Source organism: Undibacterium sp. (genome assembly GCF_030683615.1).
Classification (GTDB): Bacteria; Pseudomonadota; Gammaproteobacteria; order Burkholderiales; family Burkholderiaceae_D; genus Undibacterium; species Undibacterium umbellatum.
The window spans coordinates 17,106-40,408 of sequence record NZ_JAUXQE010000045.1 but is presented as its reverse complement, the minus strand read 5'-3'; the positions used below and the strand labels follow the sequence as shown (position 1 = coordinate 40,408).

Sequence of the window (23,303 nt, the reverse complement as noted above, 5' to 3'; positions counted from 1 at the left end):
CAAATTAGACCAGGTCCGAAGATTTATCCCCCATCAAATAACGTGGTCCGGTGCCTTTATTATTAGCTATATCCTGTGGATTATATAAAGCACAGGATTTGAGTGAAAGGCAGCCACAACCTATGCATGAGCTTAACTGGTCACGCAAAGCTGTCAAAGACCTGATGCGTTCCTCTATCAATGGCTGCCATGATTTTGACAGTTTCTCCCAATCCTGTTTTGTTGGCGTTCTTTGATCGGGCAGGGCGGTCAGTGTAGTTTCTATTTCTTCCAGACTTAAACCAGCAGTTTGTGCTGCCCTTATAAAGGCCACACGACGCAATACTTCCCGTTGGAACTGGCGTCGTTGCGCAGGGCCGCGTACGCTGCTGATCAAGCCCCTGCTTTCATAAAAGCGCAAAGCACTGGCAGCGATTCCTGAACGTTTGGCAAGTTCACCTATGCTGATCAAATTTGCAGTGTTGATAGTTGCCATGATCCAATTTTTTCTCTGAAAAAACGCTTGACTTCAAGTTAACTTGAACTTGCATACTACAGCAAGTTCAATCAAGTATGGAGAATGCGAATGAGGACTTCGATAACATCAATGGGTGGCAATGCAATTCTGAGGGATTTGCTGGACAAAAACAGCGAGTTTGCCTTGAATGCCAAAGGTACGACTAATCACTGCCCTATGGCATTGTGCGCTCTCGCTGGTATGGGGGCGAGCGCTGAACGCCTGCAAGAATTTTTTGTACATTGGCAGGTGTCATATGCATTGCCGCGATTGCCAGTAAATGAAATTATCGAGTACGAAAATTTCCGTGTTTATTTGGGAAAACGAGACAGTTTTGCTGACTTACAAACGTGTTTTGCCACGCGTATCGCTGAGTGCTGCAAAAACGAAGTCATCAATGAAGTTTTGGCGTTGGTCCCATTTGCTCCGGCAACCACAGCTTTTCATGCGCTAATACGACTTTCCTATGGCTTGCAGGCGGAGCACAATGGTGAAATCGCTGCCGGGCTTGCTTCACTGGTAGTTGCTAATTTTGACATTAACATCAATATGTCAGGGAGGCCGCCTGCAAACTCGGTCGCAGCAGGGTTTCAGCATTTGTCTTATGGCATGGAAGGTAAGCTCTATCCGGGCAGGATGATCACTGAAAAAATGCAAGCCGTTGTCAATGATGAACAGTTTTTGCGTCATTTGCCAGCCGCGCCGGTATCAGAGCATCTTCTGGATGAACTTGCTCGTTGGGCAATGACGGCCTACGGTCAAACCAGAGATTTCACCATCTTGCATATTGTTACTGCTGTCAATGCACTGCGACAGATACTGCCATATCTCGAAAGTGAAACCATCGCCAGGAGCTTGCAGGATCTATGGATAGCCTTGTGCGCAGCCTATGTATCTGTTGGCGCACCAGCCTTGAAAGACATTGCTGCTTATGAAAGCGAGATGCTTCTGCTATATCCTGAAGCTGATCCCTGGCCCACCCTATTTACCAAGGCAATCAATATCGATGATGATCATGTCATTAAATTGACTTACACCTGCAGTCAGGAAGCCAGTTTGTCGTCCAGCATCTTGTATCAAGCAGTAGTCATGGACATGCTGGCAGATCACGCAGTCCCGGCATACTGATGATTTTGATAAGCATCGAGATGGACTACGCGATAGGCATTCCTGCCACTGCGTTTGACTTCATACATGGCTGCATCTGCCTGTCTTAATAAATTGTCGGCAATGAATTCTGTCGGGCCAGTGTAGCTGATTCCTATGCTGGCCCCAATTTGTACAAATAGCTTGTCGTTTATGCTGATTGGCTCGCTGACCAGGGTGATTATTTTTTGTGCTATCTCTTCTGCTTTTTCCAGACTCGTCAAGTCTTTGAGCAAGATGATGAATTCATCGCCACCCAGCCTCGCGACAAAATCGGATTTTCTGACAGTATTGCTGACAAGCTGAGAAAAATGGACCAATACCTGATCGCCCACTATGTGACCATGACTGTCATTGACTTGCTTGAATTTATCCAGGTCTATCATCAATAAGAAGAATCCCGAAGCATTTCCATTTCCATGCTCTTTGGAAAGGCGGCTGATTTCTTTTTCAAAGCCCAGGCGGTTATTGATGCCGGTCAAATGATCGGTGACTGCGAGCTGGTTGGCGCTTTCTTCCTGTGATTTGCGTTCAGTTATATCATTGACCAAGCCCTGCAAGATACCATCTTCGGCAGGGCTAATCACAAGATTGACCCATTTCTTGTGGGTTGAAGCTGCCAGTTGTATATAAAAGTCGTCAGACATGACTTTAGCTTCATTGATGGCCATATCTATCATCAAATGCAGGCGCAGTTCTTGCCCTTCTAGCAAGGACGTCAAGGCATTCGCTATCTTGGTACTGTCACTACTTGCATCCAGGCTGAACATGCGCAGAAATGCGGGATTATAGGAAAGCAATTCGCCAGCAAAATTGAGCTGAAATATCCCGGTCTCTGCGTTTTCAAAAATGGTTTGAAATTTCTTTTCGCCGATTGCATGTTTGATACGCAAAGTCCGTTCTTCGTTCAAGGTCTCCAATAAACTGGCGACCAGCGTGTTGACGTCACGCACCAATTGACCTATTTCATCTTTTTCATTGCCATCGGGCAGACACAGCTTGTCACCAGATTCAGGGGCAAGAGTATGCAATCGGTCTGAGATATTCTTGATCGGTTTGGTAATCATATTCAACACCACATACACCACAGCAGATGCCATCGCTAAGGCTTGTAGTAACAGCAAATACATAATGAAACGTGCTTTGGATGTGCTTTGCTCACGGATGAAATCCAGGTTCGGGTCAAGGTGAATTTCGCAGACTTTCTCTTTGGAATTGAAGGGGGAATAGACCTCATGGACCAATTGGCTTGAGGCATCAATGCTTGGCAACATGGTGAGTGCAGAAGGTTCTGATTTTTGTGTGCTTTGCTTGTCTGCTTCAGCAAGAACTTTACCGTCCGAGATAATCTGCACGCGGCTGATGTCTCCATTCTTTATTAATCCACGCGCGAGTTCTGCAGCCAGATTCTGGTCTAGTACGAAGCAGGCGATGCTTGCGGTGTTTTCCACTGTGCTCAGTGAGGCTTGCGTGCGCTGGCGCGCCTGTTCTTGTTCGGACTTTGCCGAGAAATGATAGCTGAGCAAGGCAAAGAAAATACCGACAAGCAGAGCAATGCCAAGCACAATAAATGCGCTGCGATAGACAATACTGGTACGTAGCAGTCTTAACATGCAAAATCACTTACTGTGTAGGGTCATAAATCAGTTTTACCCGTTTATCCAGTTTCTTTCTCTCTATATAGCCAATGGCGGCCTTGTTACTACCTACTATATCCAATACTTCATCTGTTGTCTCCACTTGTAAGGGTGGGGAACCTTGTCCAGAAAACATCAATCTGGCCCAGTATGAATTAATTTCCGGTAAATTCTTATTCACTAGCATGGCATAAAATTTGGCTTTTTCAGCATTGACTGCCGCCAGGTCAAGCGGCATGGCGTTCATCCCCGTGGTCAGTTTGCGATTTCTTCCCATATACAGGTTGATCACTTCATCTTTGCTCAATTTTTCTATGCCGCTTTGTGGATTGGCTATCACAACCAGATCAGCCTGCGCTGCCTGGCAACAACTCCAGAAGCTGACATATAAGAGAAGATGATATATGGCTCTCATCAGTTTTTCCTAAAATATAAAATTGTAGGCAACACTGATCAAATTGGCCCTGCCATTCCATCCGGCCTGCTTATTGCGTACGAGTAGATAGTCTTTGATACTTATATTGTCATATTGTAATTTTATATTTGATTTCTCTGTCAGGTCGTAACGCAGGCCCAGAGATATAGTGGTCTGGTGATTGAACTGATTTTCAATGGCTTGCTCAAAGCCCGCTGCCAGCATGTCAATATCAGGACTGATACCTGTTGGCAGAGGGGTGTAGATTTTGCGGTCTGCAGGGCGGGATGCGGAATACGTGAAGTAGGGAGTCCATTGATCTATCCGGTAACCCATAGTCAGATAGGCGGCCCGATTAGTCGGGAATAGCAGGGATTCAGAGCTGAGTTGATTGAGCATCAATTGAGCCTGTAATGGTCCCTGGTCGTAAGCGATGCCAGCAGACAGGTATTTGAATTTTTTTCCTTCCAGTGACAGATCACTGGCCAGACCTGCCGCGCTGGGGATCAGGCCATTCAGAGAAGGAGAGCGCAGGCTGTCTAGCAGCGGTTGCAGCGAAGGAAAGTCGTTTTTGAATCTCAACTGGGAATAGCCTAGTCTAAATATCCAGTTTTGCGTTTGGTATTCGATATGCCCACCCAGCAGGCGAGAACGGTTCGAGGATAAAAATTCATCCGTATTGCCGGTAAAAGTCTTTTCGCGTGCCACTCCAGCGAATACTTTGGCGCGAAAAACACCATCACCTAATGGTTTGGAAATAATCATGTCTGCGCCATCAAAATACGAGATGATCAGGCTGCCAAAGAAGTCTATTGGTGGCCGTACCCATTGATAGGAATAGCCTACATTACGCGAATCAGCCAGCAGGTAGACATCAAACCCCAGGCGACCTGCACGTAGCTGCAGGTTGTCGCTGGGTAGGTAGCGACCATAGGCCCAGGTGATTTCAGGTTGAAAATTATTCGCTGACCTGCGGCTGATAATTTGCAGGGCAGTATCGATATTGTCGTTGATATTCTTGTTGATCTGGATGCCAAAATTGGAGTCCATACCAAAATCAGTTTGCCTGGTAAAACCAACGCCATCGTTTTGCGTCAGATCGCGAACTATATCAACCTGACGACTATCACTGCGGACCAGACCAAGCGTACCAAAGCCGCTGATAGATAACGGTTTGTCATCTGCAGCCAAGCACGGCGCTGCCAGGCTCAACATGCTGATGCTTAAAAGTAGACGTGAAAACCTGCTTGACATAGAACCTCACTACAAAGGTAAAGTGCTACACAATCAAAGGCAAGCTATTGTTGAGCAATGTCTGATAATAGGTTTCACAGACGCTGCAGGTAACCAAACTGTTATTTTTTTTCTGGCGATTTTTGCTTCGCAAGCAGCAAATCTTATATGCTGTTATGCAGGGCTTCAGGCAATGTGTTTTGTAGGCGCTATCCAAGTCCATCAGCTCAGTCTTGGTTGTTGCGGATGCCGTCGCTGAGGGAGTTGCTGAGCGTCTCAGCACCCAATGTTGTGCCTGAAGTCATTGTTGTCAGCCGAGTCAAGACTCATATTGTTTGCCATGGTTTTTTCATCTTCACCCCATCCCAAAAATAAAACAGGAGCGCGAAGCTCCTGTTTTTAACAACTTTCATGAGCATGAGCGCTGCAAGAGCAGCATATCATGTTATTGTGTTTGTACCATTGAATTAATGAATACGGGTGTTACTGGTACATCAGTCATACCTGCTGCTGTTGTAGTTGGGACGACATTGATTTTGTCCATGATGTCGAGGCCAGTAACGATTTTGCCAAATACAGCATAGCCAGTACCTGCAGTCAGCCCGTCAAAACCTGCGTTGTCAGCGGCATTCAGATAGAACTGTGCCGTAGCCGAATTGGCCTCGCTGGTGCGGGCCATGGCAATGGTGCCACGCAGATTGCTCAGGCCATTTGGTGTTTCCAATCTGATTGGCGACTGTGTTGTGGGTTGCTGCAAATCTACAGTAAAGCCACCGCCCTGAACAATGGCGTTCTTAATGACGCGGTGGAAAATTTTATTTACATAAAATCCACTTTCCACATAGTTGAGGAAATTGTCAACAGTAATGGGTGCTCTTGCCGGATTGAGTTCCAATACGATATTTCCAAGGCTGGTCGTCATCGTTACTTGTGGTTGCGCTTTAAGTGTTAGATCCACAATTCCCGAATAAAGGGTCGTGCCGTTTGCTGCGGTGATCGTATAAGTAGTCGAGCCAACACCTATAAGTTTGCAGGACAATACTCTTTGTGTGGCCGTACCGCCCGCCAGTTCAGTGATGCTCAGACAAGCTGGAATGCTGGCGTTATAACCTTTATCCAGATTTTGGCCGGTAATCGTAAAATTGGTAACTTTGCGATAGACCACTTGGTCAGTAGTAACTTTTGTCACTGAAGGTGTTACTGCTGGCGTATCCGATTTTGATCCGCCGCAGCCACTCAGCAATACGAGAGATGCACAGGCACCCAATAGCCATGTTGTCGCTTTCAAACTGTTCTCCAAAAGTAAATAAATGCGGGTATTTTACTTTGCTTATTCCTTTTTTTATCAACAAGTCAGAAGCTGTTACGATTTCTATACAATTGCAGCCGTATTTTGTTAAATCAGGCCATCAAACAGCAAAATATTGACTTTGTCACCTGCGGCTACGGAAGATTGATCATGACTCAGAACTATCATGCAATTTGCTTCTGACATAGAACGCAAAATACCAGATCCTTGAGAGCCTGTAATGCTGACACAAAGGTCTCCGTTTTCATCAAGAGCAAATATGCCGCGTTGATATTCTGTACGTCCAGGACGTTTGCGTATGGTGGTGTTCGACTTGGCGCTAAGCAGTGGCAAGGTCGTGATATTGCCACCCATCAGTTGCAGCAAAGCCTGTCGGGCAAAAAAGTAAAAAGAAACCATGACGGCTACCGGGTTACCTGGCAAGCCGAATAAATAGGCACTTTTTTCGGCAGACTTGATTTTGCCAAATGCCATTGGCCGTCCAGGACGCATAGCGATACTCCAGAAAGCTACGTCGCCGAGCCGTTTCATCATTTGCTGGGTATGGTCAGCATCGCCAACCGAAACGCCACCGGAGGTGATTATTGCATCGGCATTTTCGCAAGCACTGCGCATGGCGGCTTCCAGCGCATCTGGATTGTCCTGAACCACACCCATATCCAGCACATCGCAACCCAGGCGTGTCAGCATGCCATACAGGGTATAACGATTGCTATCATAGACACAGCCTGCTTCCAGTGCTTCACCCAAAGAGCGTAATTCGTTGCCAGTAGAAAAAATGGCGACTCGCAAGCGTCGTTGTACGCTGACTTCCGGAATGCCAAGGGAGGCTAACAAACCCAGATCGGCCGGTGTCAATATTTTGCCTTTTTGCAGGGCGACTCTGCCTTTCGCCAAGTCTTCGCCTTTCAGGCGGCGATTATCTCCTGCACGCAAAATACCTGCACTTAATTTGACTTGAGTATCGCTGACTTTGCTTGTGAATTCCTGTGGCACGACCGTGTCACATCCTTCTGGGAGGACTGCACCCGTCATGATGCGTACACATTGATTGTGCTTGACTACGCCCATAAACGCGACACCAGCCAGGGCAGTGCCTATAGTGTCCAGATACAGCTCTTGATCGCCGGACAAATCTTCGCTGCGCAAGGCATATCCATCCATGGCAGAATTGTCGTGGGCAGGTACGTCGATGGGGGAGGTGATGTCGACGGCCAGTACGCGCCCCAAAGCTTGGCGCAAGGTAAGTTTTTCCATGCCGCAAACAGGCTGGATATATTTGCGCATGATGTCTTGCGCTTGTTGTACCGAGATATCTTCTGGATCGTAGTCAGTCATGCATCCTGTAATGTCATGCAAGTTCCTGGCAGGTGCCGGGGGGGTATTCATATCAGTTTTCCAGTTCCCTTAATTCTTCCAGTGTATTGATATTGCGGAATGCCGTATTGTCTTCAAACAAGACTTCGCAAATCTGCAGACTGGTATGCCACGCTTGCATTTTGCGTCCACCATTTTCCAGATAAGTTGTCAGTCCGCCTAATACACTGGTTTTCATCAAGGCAAATACAGGGTGACTTTGTTTTTGCAGCATGCCATTCCGGCTTTCCAGTGTTACCGCCACGGCCAATTCAGCCTTGCTGTCTAGCAGCGCAGACGATAATCTGTCTGCCAAGTAGGTCGGCAAATATGGCGAATCGCAGGATGTGCACATCAGGTAGGGTGTATTGCAATGTAGCAGACCGGTTTGTATGCCTGCCAGTGGGCCAGCAAAGCCTTCCATGTGATCTTGCCAGACAGGAAAACCAAACTCCTGATAGATGTCGATGTTTTGGTTTGCACTGATCAAGACAGTTGCTGTTTGTTGTGCCAGTCTTTGCAGCACATGCAAAGCCATGGCTTTTCCGTGAAGGCATTGCAAACCTTTATCTACCTTTCCCATGCGTATGCCACGGCCGCCCGCCAGTACCAGGCCAGTGATCAGTTTTTTGTCTAAGGGAGGGCTAGAAGTAGGCACTGAAATCGATTTGCTGAAATCTAAAGTACGGATAATACTGTTATCAGCCGCCTATGTAAGACATTTCTATTTTTTTTTGCTCTCGGCCAGGCGTATTTTGGCTGCGCAATTCAGAATAGCGATCTGTACGCTGCTGCCAGATTTGAGATATCACATTCGCGATGGCCAGGTCTGAGTGCTGTTGAGTGTCACGCAACAAGGCACGCAAATCATGGCCGCGGCTGGCGAACAGGCAAGTATAGAGCTTACCCTCAGTTGACAGCCTGGCTCTGCTGCAGTCATGACAAAAAGTTTGCGTGACGCTTGATATGAAACCCAGTTCACCACTGCCGTCTGCATGACGCCAGCGGGCTGCGGTTTCGCCAGTGTAGTTTGCACCCATGGAGACCAGTGGCATGCCGGCATCTTGTATACGTTGTACCACCTGGGAAGAGGGGGTGACCTCATCGAGCTTCCAGCCATTCGATGCACCGACATCCATGTATTCTATGAATCTGAGTATATGCGGCTTGCCCTTGAAGTAACGAGTCATGGGAATGATCTCATGGTCATTCAAACCTGCCTTGACTACCATATTTACTTTCACTGGCCCAAGCCCGGCTGCTTCAGCTGCGGCGATGCCTTCCAGTACTTCGTTGACAGAAAAATCGACATCATTCATGCGTTTGAAAATCGCATCGTCCAGCGCATCCAGTGAAACTGTCACACGCGTCAAGCCAGCATCCTTGAGGCTTTGCGCCTTGCGCGCCAACAACGAGCCATTTGTCGTCAGCGTCAGGTCCAGCGGCTTGCCATCGATAGTCCTGAGTTCGGCCAGCATTTCTATCAGGCGTTCCAGATGCTTGCGCAATAGCGGTTCACCGCCGGTCAGGCGTATTTTCCTGACGCCATGCGCGACAAATATGCTGGCGATACGGGTGATTTCTTCAAAGCTCAGCAGGGAATTGTGTGGCAGGTATTGATAGTCTTTATCAAAGACCTCTTTGGGCATGCAGTACACACAGCGGAAGTTGCAGCGATCAGTTACTGAGATGCGCAGATCATGCAGGGGGCGTGACAAGGCATCCTGCAATTGGCCATCGGGTGTTTTCAATACTTCTGGAACAGACAATGCAGGACTAAATCGTTTTAATTCTGATAGCGGAATAAATTTTTCCGTCATGGCTAGGGCAAGTAATTTTTAAGCTTAATAATGAACAATAGCACGACTTGAAATCTCATGTGACTGCATAGGTTTTTGTTAAATTTAAGCTAATAGTGAGAGGGTATATCCCGCCAAGGCGCAGGCTGCCAGCAGCTTGACAGTAGAAAGCTTGAATTTGAATACAGCGATACCGGCCAGGGCAGTGAGTACTATGGCTTGAATATCCAAAGTTGCCGCATCTTTAAAAAAGACATGGCTGGCAAACATCCAGGCCAAGCTGACAATAACGCCAACTACCGCAGCTGAAATGGCATTCAGCGGTGCATTCAAATGCAAATTATTCCTGCTGGATTCAACCAGTGGACCACCTGCCAGAATGAAAATAAACGAAGGCAGAAAAGTGAAGAAGCAGGCTACGCTTGCCCCCAGGCCTGCTGCCAGTAGTAGATGATCCGCACCTAAAAAAGCATGGCTCCAGCCGCCAATGAAGCCGACAAAAGCAACGATCATGATCAAGGGGCCGGGTGTGGTTTCACCCAGTGCCAAACCATCCATCATTTGCGTTGTACTTAACCAGTGGTATTGCTCAACTGCTGCCTGTACCATATACGGCAGCACTGCATAAGCGCCACCAAAACTGAGTATGGCTGCCTTGGTGAAAAAGCTGGCCATATCGGTTAATGGGTGAAGCAGGCCAAAACTGAGCGCAAGCAACAGCCACACCGCAACAGCAAACAAGATGCCCACGCCTAGCGTGATGAGCAGTTTTAACCAGGAAAAGCGTGCATGTTCTGGCGTTGGTGTGTCGTCACCAATAATCGCGGGCAGATGTTGATGTTTGGTTTGTCGGTGGGCAGATTGTGCTGTGTTGCAGAATTTGCGAAAGATCAGGCCCGTGCACGCAGCAGCAATGATGACCAGAGGAAAGGGAAGATGTAGCCAGGCGATGGCAACAAAGGCCGCAAGTGCGACTGCAATCAGTACGCCGGTCTTTAGAGTGCGCTGAGCGATGCGCCAGGCTGCAACCAGTACGATGGCGACTACCGCAGGCTTGATGCCATTCATAAGCGCTTGGACGACAGTATTGTCGCCAAAAGCCATATATATCCAGGATAGCAAGATCAATATCAGGAATCCTGGCAAAAAAAATAACAGGCCAGCCATGATGCCACCCCTGGTATTGTGCATGAGCCAGCCTATGTAAATGGCAAGCTGGGTTGCTTCAGGGCCGGGTAAAAGCATGCAGTAATTCAGTGCATGTAAAAAGCGTGTCTCGGATATCCATCGGCGCTTTTCCACCAGTTCTGTATGCATTAGCGCAATTTGCCCTGCGGGGCCACCAAAGCTGATGAATCCCAGCTTAAGCCAGTAAAGAAAAGCTGCTTTCAGGGTAATCTCATGCGTCGGCAAAGGTCAGCTCTCGGTATTTTATTGGCAAACATTGTGCCAACATATTGTTGCGTATTTAATGACCCGCATAAAAAAACCGGCAATCAAAAGAAAGCCGGTTTTTTCCTTAAGCCTGCATTGAAAACTGCCTACAGGCTGCCCATCAACATCATGGACGACGTGTTTCCACCATAACCAATGGCTCATCGGCAGCGACTGGTGCAGGTTTGCGTTCACGTGGAACGCGTACTGGTGCTGCCAGCTTTTCTGCTTCGGCTTTGGCTGCTTGCAGTTTGATAGGGTCGGTACTGGCTAATTCCAGCCCGGCTTCTTTCAGCATGCTATGCAGGGTTTCCAAAGGCATGGCTGCATCCAGTGGTTTTGCTGCCGGAGTGCTGACTACCTGAACTGGAGCGGCAGGAGCTGTAATTACCGGGGCTGTCACTACTTCAACAGGCGCAACTTGAGTTGCCACTTCTGCGGGAGCAGCAATGATAACTTCAGGTGTCGGTGTTTGTGCAGGCGCAACTTCTGCAGGTGCAGCGATCTCTACAGTCGCTGGTGCTGCTTCAGGCACCTCAGGCACTTCAATAGCAACTGGTGCAGTGATGACTTCCTGCGGAGCAGGAGTAATTAATGCAGGTGCAGAAACGACAGGTGCAACAACGTCATCAACTACATTTGCATCAGGAGTTGCTCCCTCTGGTGCAAATTCAGGCGCCGTAGCTACTGGTGTTTCTGCAAAAACGACAGGCTGCTTGACTTCTGCAGTATGGCTTACTGCATCGATAGTCACTTCCTGTACGGCAACAGCAGGGGGGGCTACAAGCGCATTTATTACTGCTTCATTGCTGCCTGCATCAGCATCGACTACTTCGCTACCATCAATTGGCAATTCACCTTGCTCATTGACTATCTCGTTACCATCGCGGTCGCGGCGATTGCGGTTGCGGCCACCACGACGGCGACGACGGCGGCGTTCTTCGCCTTGCTCGCTGTTATCGTTTTCGGCACCAGATTCCAGTGCTTCCAGTTGTGGTGCAGCAGGCATGACATCGACAGGTACAGGGTCTACATGCTTGTGGATAGGTTCTTCCTTGCTTTCCTGAGCCTGGTTTTCCTTACGTTCGTCACGTTGACGTTGCTGGCGTTCGCGACGGGTTTCCTGGGATTCGCGCTCTTCACGTGGTGGTTTGGGGGCTTTTGGTGGGCGCGGGTTTTCCGCTGCAACTGGTTTGGCTGCTTCTTGCTCTGGCTTTTCTAGCTTTTCTGCCTTCGCCGGGCGGTCTTCCCGTTCATCGCGGTCACGGTTGCGGCGATTGCGGTTGCGTTGACCATTGCCACTTCCATTGCGCGGGCCACGGGCGGTGCGGTCGCGTTCGCCAGCTTTTTCTTCTGCTGGCTTTGGTGCTTCTGCCTGGGCTGCTGGTTCAGACTTACCAAACAGGAAGCCAAACAGCTTGCCAAAGAAGCCTGGTTCTGCCGGCGCTATCACTGGCGTAACGATAACAGGTACAACTTCCTTGCGTTCAACGATAGGCGCTGTCTCAGGCGTAATGCTCTTGACCATGGCTTCCTGGCGCGGCTTGACGTCTTCTTTCTGGCGTTTGCTGTAGCCGATGTCGGTGTCAGCCTGCTCAGCCATGGCATAGCTGGCGTGATGATCTTCCAGGCGTGGATCATCTGTTTTCAGGCGATCCAGCTTGTAATGCGGGGTTTCCAGATGTTTGTTCGGGATCAGGATGACAGTCACGCGATGCCGCGTTTCTATCTTCAGAATCTCACCACGTTTTTCATTCAGCAGGAAAGCGGCAACGTCGACAGGTACCTGGACGTGGATTGCTGCTGAGTTTTCCTTCATTGCCTCTTCCTGGATAATGCGCAGGACTTGCAGGGCTGAAGATTCGGTATCGCGGATATGACCAGTGCCGTTACAACGTGGGCAGGTCACATGGCTGCCTTCCGACAGCGAAGGGCGCAGGCGCTGGCGTGATAATTCCATCAGGCCAAAGCGGGAAATTTTGCCCATTTGCACACGTGCGCGGTCATAGCGCAGGGCATCTTTGAGGCGGGTTTCAACTTCGCGCTGGTTCTTGGCGTTTTCCATGTCGATAAAATCGATCACGATCAAACCACCCAAGTCACGCAGGCGCAACTGGCGTGCTACTTCTTCAGCTGCTTCCAGATTGGTATTGAAAGCTGTCGTTTCAATATCACCACCACGGGTAGAGCGGGCCGAGTTAACGTCCACGGACACCAGGGCTTCTGTATGATCAATGACGATCGCGCCGCCGGATGGCAGTGGTACGGTACGGGAATAGGCTGTTTCGATCTGGTGTTCGATCTGGAAGCGCGAGAACAGCGGTACATCATCGCTATAGCGTTTAACGCGATGCACCATGTCTGGCATCACGTGGCTCATGAACTGCTGAGCCTGTTCGTAGATTTCATCGGTATCGATGAGGATTTCACCGATGTCAGGCTGGAAATAATCGCGAATGGCGCGGATGACCAGGGAAGACTCTTGATAAATCAGGAAAGCGCCTGGAGAAGATTTGCCAGCACCTTCAATGGCACGCCATAGTTGCATCAGGTAGTTTAAGTCCCATTGCAATTCGTCAACATTGCGGCCTATGCCAGCAGTGCGGGCAATCACAGACATGCCACCTGGCAAGTCCAGTTTGTCCATGGTTTCGCGCAATTCCTGACGGTCTTCACCCTCAACGCGGCGGGAAACACCACCACCACGCGGGTTGTTAGGCATCAATACCAGATAGCGGCCAGCCAGGGAAATGAACGAGGTCAGGGCTGCCCCCTTGTTGCCACGTTCTTCTTTTTCTACCTGGACCATGATTTCCTGGCCCTCGCGCAGTGCTTCTTTAATGGAAGCATTGCGTACGTCCACACCTTCTTTAAAGTAGGTGCGGGCAACTTCTTTGAAGGGGAGGAAGCCGTGACGTTCTTCGCCGTAGTTGACGAAACAGGCTTCAAGGGAGGGCTCGATACGAGTGATCACGCCTTTGTAGATATTGGACTTGCGCAATTCGCGACCGGCAGTCTCGATATCAATGTCAATGAGTTTTTGTCCATTGACAATGGCAACGCGCAACTCTTCTTGCTGCGTCGCATTGAACAGCATACGTTTCATGTTTTACTCCGTGACCTGGTGGTCATCTTGTGTTGCCTTCTTTTATAAAGGCAACTGTGCTGATACGGGATGTATGCGGGAGCGGAGTGTTTGAGGGGGAGGGAAATGCCTGAGGCAAAGCAGGGCGAAGTCTATATGGCATAAAAAGCCAGGTAGAGCTGGTAAAACGGCCATCTGTTTTGCGTTGGGCGCGGACGATCAAGGTAAGAGAGTTCGAGTGCACATGTCCCCCGCGTTGTCTGACTTGCTTGTTGATTGAACAAGCAAGTACAACGCCAGGCGATGAGCAACTTTGGTGCCAGACCATCTTATTGTGTTGTGTCTGGCGGAATCGACCCTGTTACTTCAATCATCAACCGGCAAGCTCACAGGTTCATATTTAAACCCGCGCCTCTTGCCAGACTAATATCCTTACAATTCAAACTCTCTGATCCAACTTCATTTGTCTATGCCCGATAACAACAATTGGCTGCTACCTTGACCTGCAAATGACGCTGCATACACATCTTTTCCATCAAATTTGCAAACAGGCGAGGCCGATGGACATGCCCCTGTGTAAAATAGGCGTTTATTCCTCTTACACTGCTAAAGCATAAATGCTGAAGCGAAAATGATTATATATTCAAAATGAAGGACTTAGCGACAATTAATAGGGGAGCACATCAAATTCAGATGGAAAAGCCTTCCCCTCAGCAGCCTTCGGCCTCCCAACCCAAAGTTCAGATGCTCACGATCTCGGAAGAAGAAGCGGGACAGCGCATTGATAATTTCTTGCTACGCATCTGTAAAGGCGTGCCAAAAAGCCATGTTTACCGTGTTTTACGTTCCGGTGAAGTGCGTGTTAACAAAGGGCGTATAGACCAGTTGTACCGTCTGGTAGAGGGGGATGTTGTCCGCATCCCGCCAATACGCATGGCAGAACCCAGCGAACAGACTGCACCCAAGCATGAATTCCCCATTCTGTTTGAAGATAATCATTTGTTGATTATCAATAAACCGGCTGGCGTAGCAGTGCATGGTGGCTCAGGCATCAGTTATGGTGTGATTGAACAATTGCGTGCTTCCAGGCCAGATGCCAAGTTCCTTGAGCTAGTCCACAGACTGGACAGGGAAACATCAGGGATACTCTTGCTGGCCAAAAAACGTAGCGCATTGACAAATTTACACGAACAAATGCGTGATGGTGTTACTGACAAGCGGTATCTGACCCTGGTGCATGGTGAATGGAAAAATGCCCGTCAACATGTCAAGCTGGCTCTGCATAAGTATACGACTGGGGAAGGTGAGCGCCGCGTGCGGGTGCAGGCGGATGGCATGGCCTCACATACGGTATTTACTTTGCAGAAAAAATATCGGGATTTCGCCTTGCTTGAAGCTGAGCTGAAAACCGGGCGTACCCATCAAATTCGTGTACATCTATCGGCTAGCGGTTTTGCTATTGCGGGCGATGACAAGTATGGTGACTTTTCTCTGAATCGTGCTTTGCTTAAGGCCGGCGAAGGACGTGGCGCGTTGAAGCGCATGTTCCTACATGCGCACCAGATAAGCTTTGTCCATCCTGAGACGGGCAAAACCATGACAGTTAATGCGGGCTTACCTAAAGAATGTGACGATTTTCTGAAAAGCCTGGCTTAGTGCGGAAAGTCTTAATGGTTTAGTAATGGTATGATGCCGTTATTGATGAGAAACATGTCGCGCATGCTGGTGTGCGCGCGTTTATTGAATATATGGCAAAAAAGCAATTTGATTTAATTGTATTTGACTGGGACGGAACCTTGATGGACAGCACAGCTGCCATCGTCAAATGCATGCAGTCCGCAGCGAAAGACCTTGGTTTGCCGGTTCCCAAAGAAGATATCGCTTCTTATGTCATCGGCCTTGCCTTGCCTGAAGCAATACAGGTGGCCATGCCGGGCATAGACCCCAAACTCTATCCCAGGGTGGTTGAGCGTTTTCGCCATCACTTCCTGACCAAGGATCATGAGTTGCCTCTATTTAAAGGCGTCAGGGAAATGCTGGCTGAATTAGCGCAGGAAGGTTATTTCCTGGCGGTGGCAACTGGTGCCAGCCGGGTTGGCCTGAGTCGCGCTTTACATACAGCCAAGCTGACCTCGCTATTTGATGCGACACGTTGTTCCGACGAGACATTTTCCAAGCCACATCCCGCCATGTTGCAGGAGTTGACTCGTGAACTGGGTCAGGATATGCGCCGCACCGTCATGATAGGTGACACTACCCATGATTTGCAGATGGCCAATAATGCTGGTGCTGCAGCGATTGCGGTTGAATATGGTGCGCATGACGTGTTAGCCCTAAAGAACATGCAACCCTTGTTTTCTGCAAAAGATGTTGCGCAGCTGCATGAGTGGCTGCGCCAAAACGCCTGAACACAAGTGGTAGATACGAGGTAGAGATGACGGCAATTTCTGTATGTAAGTCAGATGATTTGATAGAAGGTGGCAAGGGAGTACGCTTTCCTGTTACTGCTGGGAGCGATGATGCCGTAGGTTTTGTCATTCGCTATGACGGTGTAGTGCATGGTTATTTGAACCGTTGTGCTCACGTACCAGTCGAGCTGGACTGGAATCCTGGTGAATTCCTTGAATCCAGTGGGCTTTACATCATGTGTGCAACCCATGGCGCAATTTATCAGCCAGACACTGGCTATTGCACGGGCGGCCCTTGTCGCGGTGGTCGCCTGCGAAAAATCAATGTCAGCGAAGAAGACGGGCAGATTTACTGGCATCCCGACGATTATATACAAGCTGTTATTGCCTGATTTCTGGAAAAATTATGAATGAGCAATTCCCGAGTTCGCCAATAGGCGAAAGCGACAAAAAAGAAGGTTGGGAACGTCAGCTTCTGGAAAAGCTGGCTACCGAATCCTTGCGTGAGCAACGACTGCGGAGGCGCTGGAGTATCTTCTTCAGGTTCGCATTTTTGTCGGTGATGATTTTCTCGTTTTACTATTTTAGTGATTATGCAACGGGTGAAATGGAAAACCTGGGGCATCATACAGCGCTCATAGAAATTGATGGCACCATAGAGTCTGAAGGTGCTGGCAGCGCGCATACAGTGATCCCTGCATTGAACCGGGCGTTTGCTGATCCTGGTTCGGTTGCTGTCATTGTGCGTATCAATAGCCCTGGTGGCAGTCCAGTACAAGCGGGCATGATCAATGATGAGATGGGCAGGCTACGCAAAGAATACCCAGATAAAAAGCTGTATGTCGTGGTTGATGAAATCTGCGCGTCGGGCGGCTATTACATTGCTGTTGCCGCTGATAAAATTTTCGTCAATAAAGCCAGTGTAGTCGGTTCTATCGGCGTACTCATGGATGGCTTTGGTTTCACTGGCTTGATGGATAAGTTGGGTGTTGAGCGCCGCCTGATGACGGCAGGTGAAAACAAGGGCTTCATGGACCCATTTTCGCCGCAGACTGAAAAACAAAAAGCTTTTTCGCAGACCATGCTCAACGAAATTCATCAGCAATTTATTGATGCGGTGCGAACTGGGCGTGGCCAGCGCTTAAAAGAAACGCCAGAAATGTTTTCGGGTCTTTTTTGGATAGGGAGCAAGGCCGTGCAAATGGGTTTGGCAGATGATTTTGGTTCTGTTGATTCAGTGGTGCGAGATATTGTCAAGGTGGAAAATATTGTTGATTACACTCAAAAAGAAGGTCTGCCTGAGCGTGTCTTGAAAAAATTTGGCGCGTCCATAGGCTCTAGTGCAGCGACCACGATGCTAAAGGGAAATACGCCAGGCATACGTTAATTGAGTATTTAGTTTGGTTGATTTTCTTAATCTTGTTGGCTGCTTGCATAGTTATTTTTTTCTTTCACTCGCAAATGAGTTGGCATATATTAGGGGCGTAACTGGTTCAAAAGAAGGAGGTCGATATACAAAATAGTTTTTTGTATCCTAGGCGGATTGAATTTGAGCTCCGGTAATGTCTTGTGTGCCGGTTATTAATGAAGTGGATATGCCTACAATTTGTGCAGTACCTATCCGCGTAGTCTGCGGACCTGAGGTTTCTCGGATTCCTCGCTATGTATTAGCATCGCAGTAGCAGTATAATATTTGTAAAGCTCCATGTAGTATCCATGAAGTAAAAGAAACGGTAGTGCAATGCTACCGTTTTTTTTTGTGTCTAAATTTCCTTCCCTGAACTTGATTCGCGTCAAGCATCCTTATTTTGTTTCCTGTAATATCAACGTCAACTTATTCTTGAAAATCTCTTTCTGGAAAACATGGCATTCGCATTTTCATCGTTTCTTGACTCAGTTCTTTTCTCTTTTAAAACAGGGGAAAAGATAGACTGCTTTCATTGTGGTGAAAAAATGCGTAAAAGCAATGCACTAACCGTCCAATTTAATGGCTACACGCAACCAGTTTGCTGTCACGGTTGCCTTGCTATCCTGCGCACTGTTGAGCAAAATAATCTGGTCAATGAATATATGAAAAACAAAGCCAGCCAGCCAGTTATTGGGTGAGCACATGAGGGATGCGCATGGTGCGATACCAGACATAAGTGAAATAGGTCAGCAGCAACAGCTTGTTACGGAGAAACTGAATCTTTCAGGTATGCGATGTGCTGCCTGTGTGCAATTGATCGAATTTCGCATCAGGCAGTTACCTGGTGTGGTCACATTCCAGATACTTCCTGCCAGCCATCGCGCTGAAATTTCCTGGGATGCAGAATTGCTGACGCTCAAGCGAATTCTTGCAGCCATTACAGACCTTGGATACGGCGCTTTACCCACAAGTCAGTCGCCAGATGAGCTGGAGCAAAAAGAAAACAAGCGCGCCCTGTGGCGCATATTCGTCGCCGGGTTTGCCATGATGCAGGTGATGATGTATGCCTTTCCTGCCTACATGGTTCCTGTGCCGCAGCTTGATGGTGATCTGACACCAGATGTCGATAAGCTGCTGAAGCTGGCTAGCATGATCATCGCGGTACCTGTTATCGGCTTTTCAGCCATGCCTTTCTTTTCTTCTGCTTGGCGTGATTTAAAGAATCATCATATAGGTATGGATGTGCCTGTGTCGCTCGGCATATTGCTGACTTTCTTTGCCAGTGTCTGGGCGTCTTTTCACGGCGGTGCTGTTTATTTTGACTCCGCCATCATGTTTGTTTTCCTCTTGCTCGGTGCGCGGCTGATTGAGTCCAGGGTGCAAAAGCGAACAACTGCAGCACTGAGAATATTGACGCAATTATCGCCAGCGATGGCACAACGTTTTCTTTCATATCCACAGCAGGCTGTTGAGACTGTCGATGTTGCCAGTTTGCAGACGAACGATTATTTGCTCGTGGCAGCCGGTGAGCATATCCCTGCGGATGGTGTCGTCATCAACGGTGAAAGCAGTTGCGACGAAGCATTGATGACGGGTGAATCTTTGCCGGTCAGTAAGTCTATAGGTAGTCATGTGCTGGCGGGGTCTGTGAATATTCACGGCTCTCTTGTGATGCAGGCAAAAGAGGTGGGTGGTGCAACCCAATTGTCGGCATTGATAGGCATGATGGAATCTGCCTCGCTGGAAAAACCGCCGCTGGTTTTGCTGGCAGATAAGCATGCCAGCCGCTTTTTGATCATCATCCTCATCTTAGCCTTTTTCAGCGGCTTGGTCTGGTGGCAAATAGATGCTGACCGTGCCTTGTGGATAGCCATCAGCATCATCGTCGTGACTTGTCCTTGTGCCTTGTCATTGGCGACACCTGGAGTGATGTCCGCAGCCATAGGTATTCTGGCTAAGAATGGTGTTTTGCTGGCGAAGTCAAAAGCCATACAAGCCATGGCATCAGCTACACATATCGTCTTCGATAAAACCGGTACTTTGACCATGGGTAAATTGCAGGTCAGGGAAATGCTACTTGCAAGTGAAAATTCGATCAGTACAGCAATTGCCATGGCGTTGGCATGTCAATCTACACATCCCGTATCCAAAGCAATTGGTGATTATCTGGCGCAAAGGAAATCGCATCAAGATTTACCTGAGTTGAGTAAAATCAGGGAGGTGCCTGGAGGCGGTATTGAAGCTGAATTTGATGGAGAAGTTTATCGCCTGGGTAGTCTGGAATTTGCACATGAACTGCATGTTCAGGAAATGATCGTACCTCCACGCTTTTCAGGGCAAACTTTAACTGTTCTGGCCAATCAACGTGGCAACCTTTTGTGGTTCGCACTCGATGACATATTGCGTGATGATGCGATTGAAGCGATTAGAAATTTAAAGAATAAGGGGAAAACAATACTGCTTTTGTCTGGTGACAGGCTGGATGTCGTCAAGAAAATAGCTGCACAATGCGATATTCAGGAGGCGCATTCGGGGCTAAGCCCCGCAGGTAAATATGAAATAGTGCGAAAGCTACAAGCGAATGGTGCCACAGTAGTCATGGTTGGAGACGGCATGAATGATGGGCCTGTGCTGGCGTTGGCGGATGTATCCGTGGCGATGGGGCAGGGGGCACCAATTTCGCAATCGCGCAGTGATGTATTATTGATGTCTAACCGCTTGCTTGATCTTGATTTTGGAATGACAGTCGCCACTAAAGCCTACCGGCTGATACGCGAAAATCTGGCGTGGGCTGTACTGTACAATGTGCTAGCGATACCAGCAGCCATGGCAGGCTGGCTGGAACCGTGGCACGCTGCTCTGGGAATGTCGCTGAGTTCGTTGATTGTGGTTCTGAATGCGCTGCGCTTGTACTTATTGAGGCAAGCTGTTTATTTGATGCCGGATTGATATAGAGAGCTGCACGGGAAATTATGGATATACTTTACTTGTTAATACCGCTCAGCTTGGTCCTGGTGTTTGCGATTGGTGCCGTATTTTGGTGGGCAGTCAATCACAAACAATTTGATGATCTGGAGGACCAGGGTAAAAGTATTGTTGATGATGTGGATGGTTGAAGATTGGTTATGATGAGCGATCGGCTAAACTCAATATCTGATTTGCCGTGTCAATGAAGTCAAATTCATCAATATTATTTTGTTGTATTGAATGGGCATTGAGGTATTTTGCAAAATTTCGAATAATGGATTTGTTGTAGGCAGGATCGTAATGCTGCTCCAGTAACTCATGCACCAGACCTTGTAGTTCGCGACCTTCTGCCATTCTTCGCCAGCTGAGTATTTTTTCTTTCCCGTGCAGTGCTGTCAGAAAGTGCAATTGTTTATTCAGGCTTTCAGTGTCATGCATGAAATGGGCATATTCTTCGATCAATAACTCCACTCTTCTGGCTGTCGGTAGCATGAGCTGTATGCAAGTCGAGGCACGCATGGCACTCATCAGGTGTTCAGGAACTCGCAGGTCCCCGATCTTTTTACTTTCCGCTTCTACATAAATCACTTTTTGAGGTGAAAATTCCTGCATGCGCTCGAAAATGCGACTTTCGAACTGCTTTTGAGATGGTTGAATATGTTCGGGCAAGCCACCCAGAACTGAACCACGATGTTCCGCCAGTTGTTCCAGGTCAAGGACTTGTGCGCCCAGGCGTTCCAAGGTTTGCAGGGTGCGGCTTTTGCCACTGCCTGTCGGGCCGCATAATACCTGCCACTGAAACTGGTCCAATTCTGCACTCAGGCTGTTATTAACAAATTGCCTGTATGCTTTATAGCCACCATTCAATTGTGCTACGGGCCACCCTACTCTTGCGAAAACATGGGCCATGGAACCACTTCGGTTTCCGCCTCGCCAGCAATAAATCAGTGGTTTCCAGTCGCGAGGTTTGTCCTGAAACAAGCTTTCTATATGCTGTCCTATATTCTTCGCAACCAGAGCAGCACCCAGACGTTTGGCTTCAAATGAACCAACTTGCTTATACTTGGTGCCAACGACAATGCGCTCATCGTTGTCGAGTACCGGGCAATTAATGGCATTGGCAATATGGTCTTCAGCAAATTCAGCGGGACTGCGCGCATCGATGATGGTTTCAAATTCTGCGCGTCGCTCGAATACCTCCGGGAAGTCAAGTAGCTCTGGATATTTCATGAATTGTTTACTCAACTTATTTACTTAAAAGTGGCAACAAATGTGGCCAGACATTATTGAGTATAGCTGGATGGGCCTCTGCAGCAGGGTGGATGCGATCCGCCTGGAAAAGCGTCTCTTTTTCTGCTATGCCTTCCAGCAAAAAGGGAACTAATGCTGTCTTGTTTGCTTTAGCCAATTTTTCATAAAGAGAGAAAAAACGCTCGGAATAATCGGGGCCATAATTTGGTGGGATTTTCATGCCAGCTAAGAGCACTTTGCTGCGCTGCATCTTTGCCATGTCTATCATGCCTTTGAAATTATCTTCAGAAGCTTTTAGCGAGAGGCCACGCAAGGCATCATTGCCACCCAGTTCGATGATAAGTATATCTGGATGATGTTTTTCCAGTAGTTTGGCCAGTCTTGCCTTTCCACCGCTGGTAGTGTCGCCGCTGATGCTGGCATTGATGACAGTGGCCGGGATATTTTTTTGCTGCAATCTCTGCTCCAGCAAGGCTACCCAGCCTTTGCCACGCACCAGTCCATATTCGGCAGATAAGCTGTCGCCGAGCACAAGGATGGTTTTTGATGCAGAATATGCGGGTAAAGTAGTAACTGCAAACATGACGAGCACCAGGGCTTGCTTTAATAAGCTGCTGACGTGACCTGACAATCGAGTAAAAAGCATACGTAAAGACCTTATGGAATCAAATAAAGCGGCAATAGAAGTAAAGCACCTGACCAAGCGCGTAGCGGATGCGACTGGCGAGTTGAGCATACTGAATGGCATAGATTTTACCGCGCAAGCTGGGCAAACGCTTGCAATTGTTGGGGCATCTGGTTCTGGCAAGTCAACCTTGCTTGGTATTCTTGCAGGTCTGGATACGCCAACGGAAGGCAAGGTCATGCTGGATGGCGTAGATATTTTTGATTTGACAGAAGATGGTAGAGCGCAATTCCGTAAGGAGAAACTGGGTTTTGTATTTCAGTCTTTTCAATTATTGATGCATTTGAATGCATTGGAAAATGTCATGTTGCCGCTGGAGTTGCGCGGTGATAAACAGGCTCGTGCCAAGGCAGAGAAAATGCTGGAACACGTTGGACTGGGTTCAAGACTCAGGCATTATCCCAAGTTTCTGTCAGGTGGTGAGCAGCAGCGGGTGGCGCTGGCTCGGGCGTTTGTCACCGAGCCGCCTTTGTTGTTTGCTGATGAACCTACCGGCAGCCTGGATGCCGCCACTGGCGAGGCTATCATCAATCTGATGTTCACTTTGAATCGCGAGCGTGGATCAACCCTGGTCCTGGTTACGCACGACTTGTCGATTGCAGCAAGATGTGGGAGGGTGTTAACCATCAGTGCCGGTCATTTGCGGTCTGACACTGTCAATGCATGAGGATGCA

General features: G+C 48.4%; 21 protein-coding genes. 9 read left to right on the top strand and 12 right to left on the bottom strand.

All coding sequences use genetic code 11. The annotated features are described in order from the left end of the window. Positions 1-4: 4 nt before the first annotated feature. Positions 5-475: a redox-sensitive transcriptional activator SoxR gene (gene soxR, locus Q8K39_RS24720; RefSeq protein ID WP_305263773.1), complete on the bottom strand. Its 471-nt coding sequence runs from the start codon at positions 473-475 to the stop codon at positions 5-7. A 90-nt stretch (positions 476-565) separates the two neighbouring features. On the opposite strand from soxR, the gene Q8K39_RS24715 reads away from it, so the two are divergent. Next, entirely contained in the window at positions 566-1,624 is a 1,059-nt protein-coding gene (locus Q8K39_RS24715; RefSeq protein WP_305263771.1) for a questin oxidase family protein, read from the top strand. Here Q8K39_RS24715 and Q8K39_RS24710 read toward each other — a convergent pair. The 9 genes from Q8K39_RS24710 to Q8K39_RS24670 form a co-directional block, all read right to left on the bottom strand. Next, positions 1,603-3,255, bottom strand: coding sequence for a diguanylate cyclase domain-containing protein (locus Q8K39_RS24710; RefSeq protein ID WP_305263770.1), 1,653 nt, complete (start codon positions 3,253-3,255; stop codon positions 1,603-1,605). The two genes, Q8K39_RS24715 and Q8K39_RS24710, sit on opposite strands and share 22 nt — an antisense overlap. A gap of 10 nt (positions 3,256-3,265) precedes the next feature. Further along, positions 3,266-3,694, bottom strand: coding sequence for a hypothetical protein (locus Q8K39_RS24705; protein WP_186951639.1), 429 nt, complete (start codon positions 3,692-3,694; stop codon positions 3,266-3,268). Positions 3,695-3,703: 9 nt separating this feature from the next. Continuing rightward, a complete protein-coding gene (locus Q8K39_RS24700) occupies positions 3,704-4,948 on the bottom strand; it encodes a porin (RefSeq protein WP_305263767.1) in 1,245 nt (414 codons plus the stop codon). Between the two features lie 424 nt (positions 4,949-5,372). Beyond that, positions 5,373-6,215 carry a peptidylprolyl isomerase gene (locus Q8K39_RS24695; protein ID WP_305263765.1) on the bottom strand — a complete coding sequence of 281 codons (843 nt, stop codon included), beginning with the start codon at positions 6,213-6,215 and terminating at the stop codon, positions 5,373-5,375. A 108-nt stretch (positions 6,216-6,323) separates the two neighbouring features. Further along, positions 6,324-7,625, bottom strand: a complete 1,302-nt coding sequence (gene glp / locus Q8K39_RS24690) for a gephyrin-like molybdotransferase Glp (RefSeq protein ID WP_305263763.1) — start codon at positions 7,623-7,625, stop codon at positions 6,324-6,326. 1 nt (position 7,626) lies between these two features. Then, complete coding sequence (gene mobA, locus Q8K39_RS24685; RefSeq protein WP_370868678.1) at positions 7,627-8,250, bottom strand: molybdenum cofactor guanylyltransferase MobA; 624 nt, start codon at positions 8,248-8,250, stop codon at positions 7,627-7,629. Between the two features lie 43 nt (positions 8,251-8,293). Next, positions 8,294-9,412, bottom strand: a complete 1,119-nt coding sequence (gene moaA / locus Q8K39_RS24680) for a GTP 3',8-cyclase MoaA (RefSeq protein ID WP_305263761.1) — start codon at positions 9,410-9,412, stop codon at positions 8,294-8,296. Positions 9,413-9,496: 84 nt separating this feature from the next. Then, positions 9,497-10,804 (bottom strand): chromate efflux transporter, encoded by a 1,308-nt coding sequence (gene chrA / locus Q8K39_RS24675; protein ID WP_305263759.1) that lies wholly within the window; start codon positions 10,802-10,804, stop codon positions 9,497-9,499. 148 nt (positions 10,805-10,952) lie between these two features. Beyond that, the gene (locus tag Q8K39_RS24670; RefSeq protein ID WP_305263757.1) at positions 10,953-13,931 is read right to left on the bottom strand and encodes an Rne/Rng family ribonuclease; all 2,979 of its coding nucleotides are present in this window, start codon (positions 13,929-13,931) and stop codon (positions 10,953-10,955) included. A gap of 627 nt (positions 13,932-14,558) precedes the next feature. Here Q8K39_RS24670 and Q8K39_RS24665 point away from each other — a divergent pair. The 7 genes from Q8K39_RS24665 to ccoS all read left to right on the top strand — a co-directional run bounded on the left by Q8K39_RS24665 (position 14,559) and on the right by ccoS (position 20,842). After that, positions 14,559-15,566 (top strand): RluA family pseudouridine synthase, encoded by a 1,008-nt coding sequence (locus Q8K39_RS24665; protein ID WP_370868677.1) that lies wholly within the window; start codon positions 14,559-14,561, stop codon positions 15,564-15,566. 92 nt (positions 15,567-15,658) lie between these two features. Further along, positions 15,659-16,318 (top strand): HAD-IIIA family hydrolase, encoded by a 660-nt coding sequence (locus Q8K39_RS24660; RefSeq protein WP_305263753.1) that lies wholly within the window; start codon positions 15,659-15,661, stop codon positions 16,316-16,318. Positions 16,319-16,344: 26 nt separating this feature from the next. Further along, positions 16,345-16,710: a Rieske (2Fe-2S) protein gene (locus Q8K39_RS24655; RefSeq protein ID WP_186951629.1), complete on the top strand. Its 366-nt coding sequence runs from the start codon at positions 16,345-16,347 to the stop codon at positions 16,708-16,710. Further along, positions 16,710-17,705: a S49 family peptidase gene (locus Q8K39_RS24650; protein ID WP_370868680.1), complete on the top strand. Its 996-nt coding sequence runs from the start codon at positions 16,710-16,712 to the stop codon at positions 17,703-17,705. Before Q8K39_RS24655 ends, Q8K39_RS24650 begins: the two co-directional genes overlap by 1 nt. Before the next feature lie 476 nt (positions 17,706-18,181). Then, positions 18,182-18,424: a heavy metal translocating P-type ATPase metal-binding domain-containing protein gene (locus Q8K39_RS24645; RefSeq protein WP_305263749.1), complete on the top strand. Its 243-nt coding sequence runs from the start codon at positions 18,182-18,184 to the stop codon at positions 18,422-18,424. Between the two features lie 4 nt (positions 18,425-18,428). Further along, entirely contained in the window at positions 18,429-20,675 is a 2,247-nt protein-coding gene (locus Q8K39_RS24640; RefSeq protein WP_370868676.1) for a heavy metal translocating P-type ATPase, read from the top strand. Positions 20,676-20,698: 23 nt separating this feature from the next. After that, a complete protein-coding gene (ccoS, locus tag Q8K39_RS24635; protein WP_186951625.1) occupies positions 20,699-20,842 on the top strand; it encodes a cbb3-type cytochrome oxidase assembly protein CcoS in 144 nt (47 codons plus the stop codon). Between the two features lie 7 nt (positions 20,843-20,849). Here ccoS and mnmH read toward each other — a convergent pair whose 3' ends face one another. Beyond that, entirely contained in the window at positions 20,850-21,923 is a 1,074-nt protein-coding gene (gene mnmH, locus Q8K39_RS24630; RefSeq protein ID WP_305263746.1) for a tRNA 2-selenouridine(34) synthase MnmH, read from the bottom strand. 16 nt (positions 21,924-21,939) lie between these two features. Then, a complete protein-coding gene (locus Q8K39_RS24625; protein WP_186951624.1) occupies positions 21,940-22,590 on the bottom strand; it encodes an arylesterase in 651 nt (216 codons plus the stop codon). A 13-nt stretch (positions 22,591-22,603) separates the two neighbouring features. On the opposite strand from Q8K39_RS24625, the gene Q8K39_RS24620 reads away from it, so the two are divergent. Continuing rightward, positions 22,604-23,296, top strand: a complete 693-nt coding sequence (locus Q8K39_RS24620; protein WP_305263744.1) for an ABC transporter ATP-binding protein — start codon at positions 22,604-22,606, stop codon at positions 23,294-23,296. The last annotated feature ends 7 nt before the right edge of the window (positions 23,297-23,303 follow it).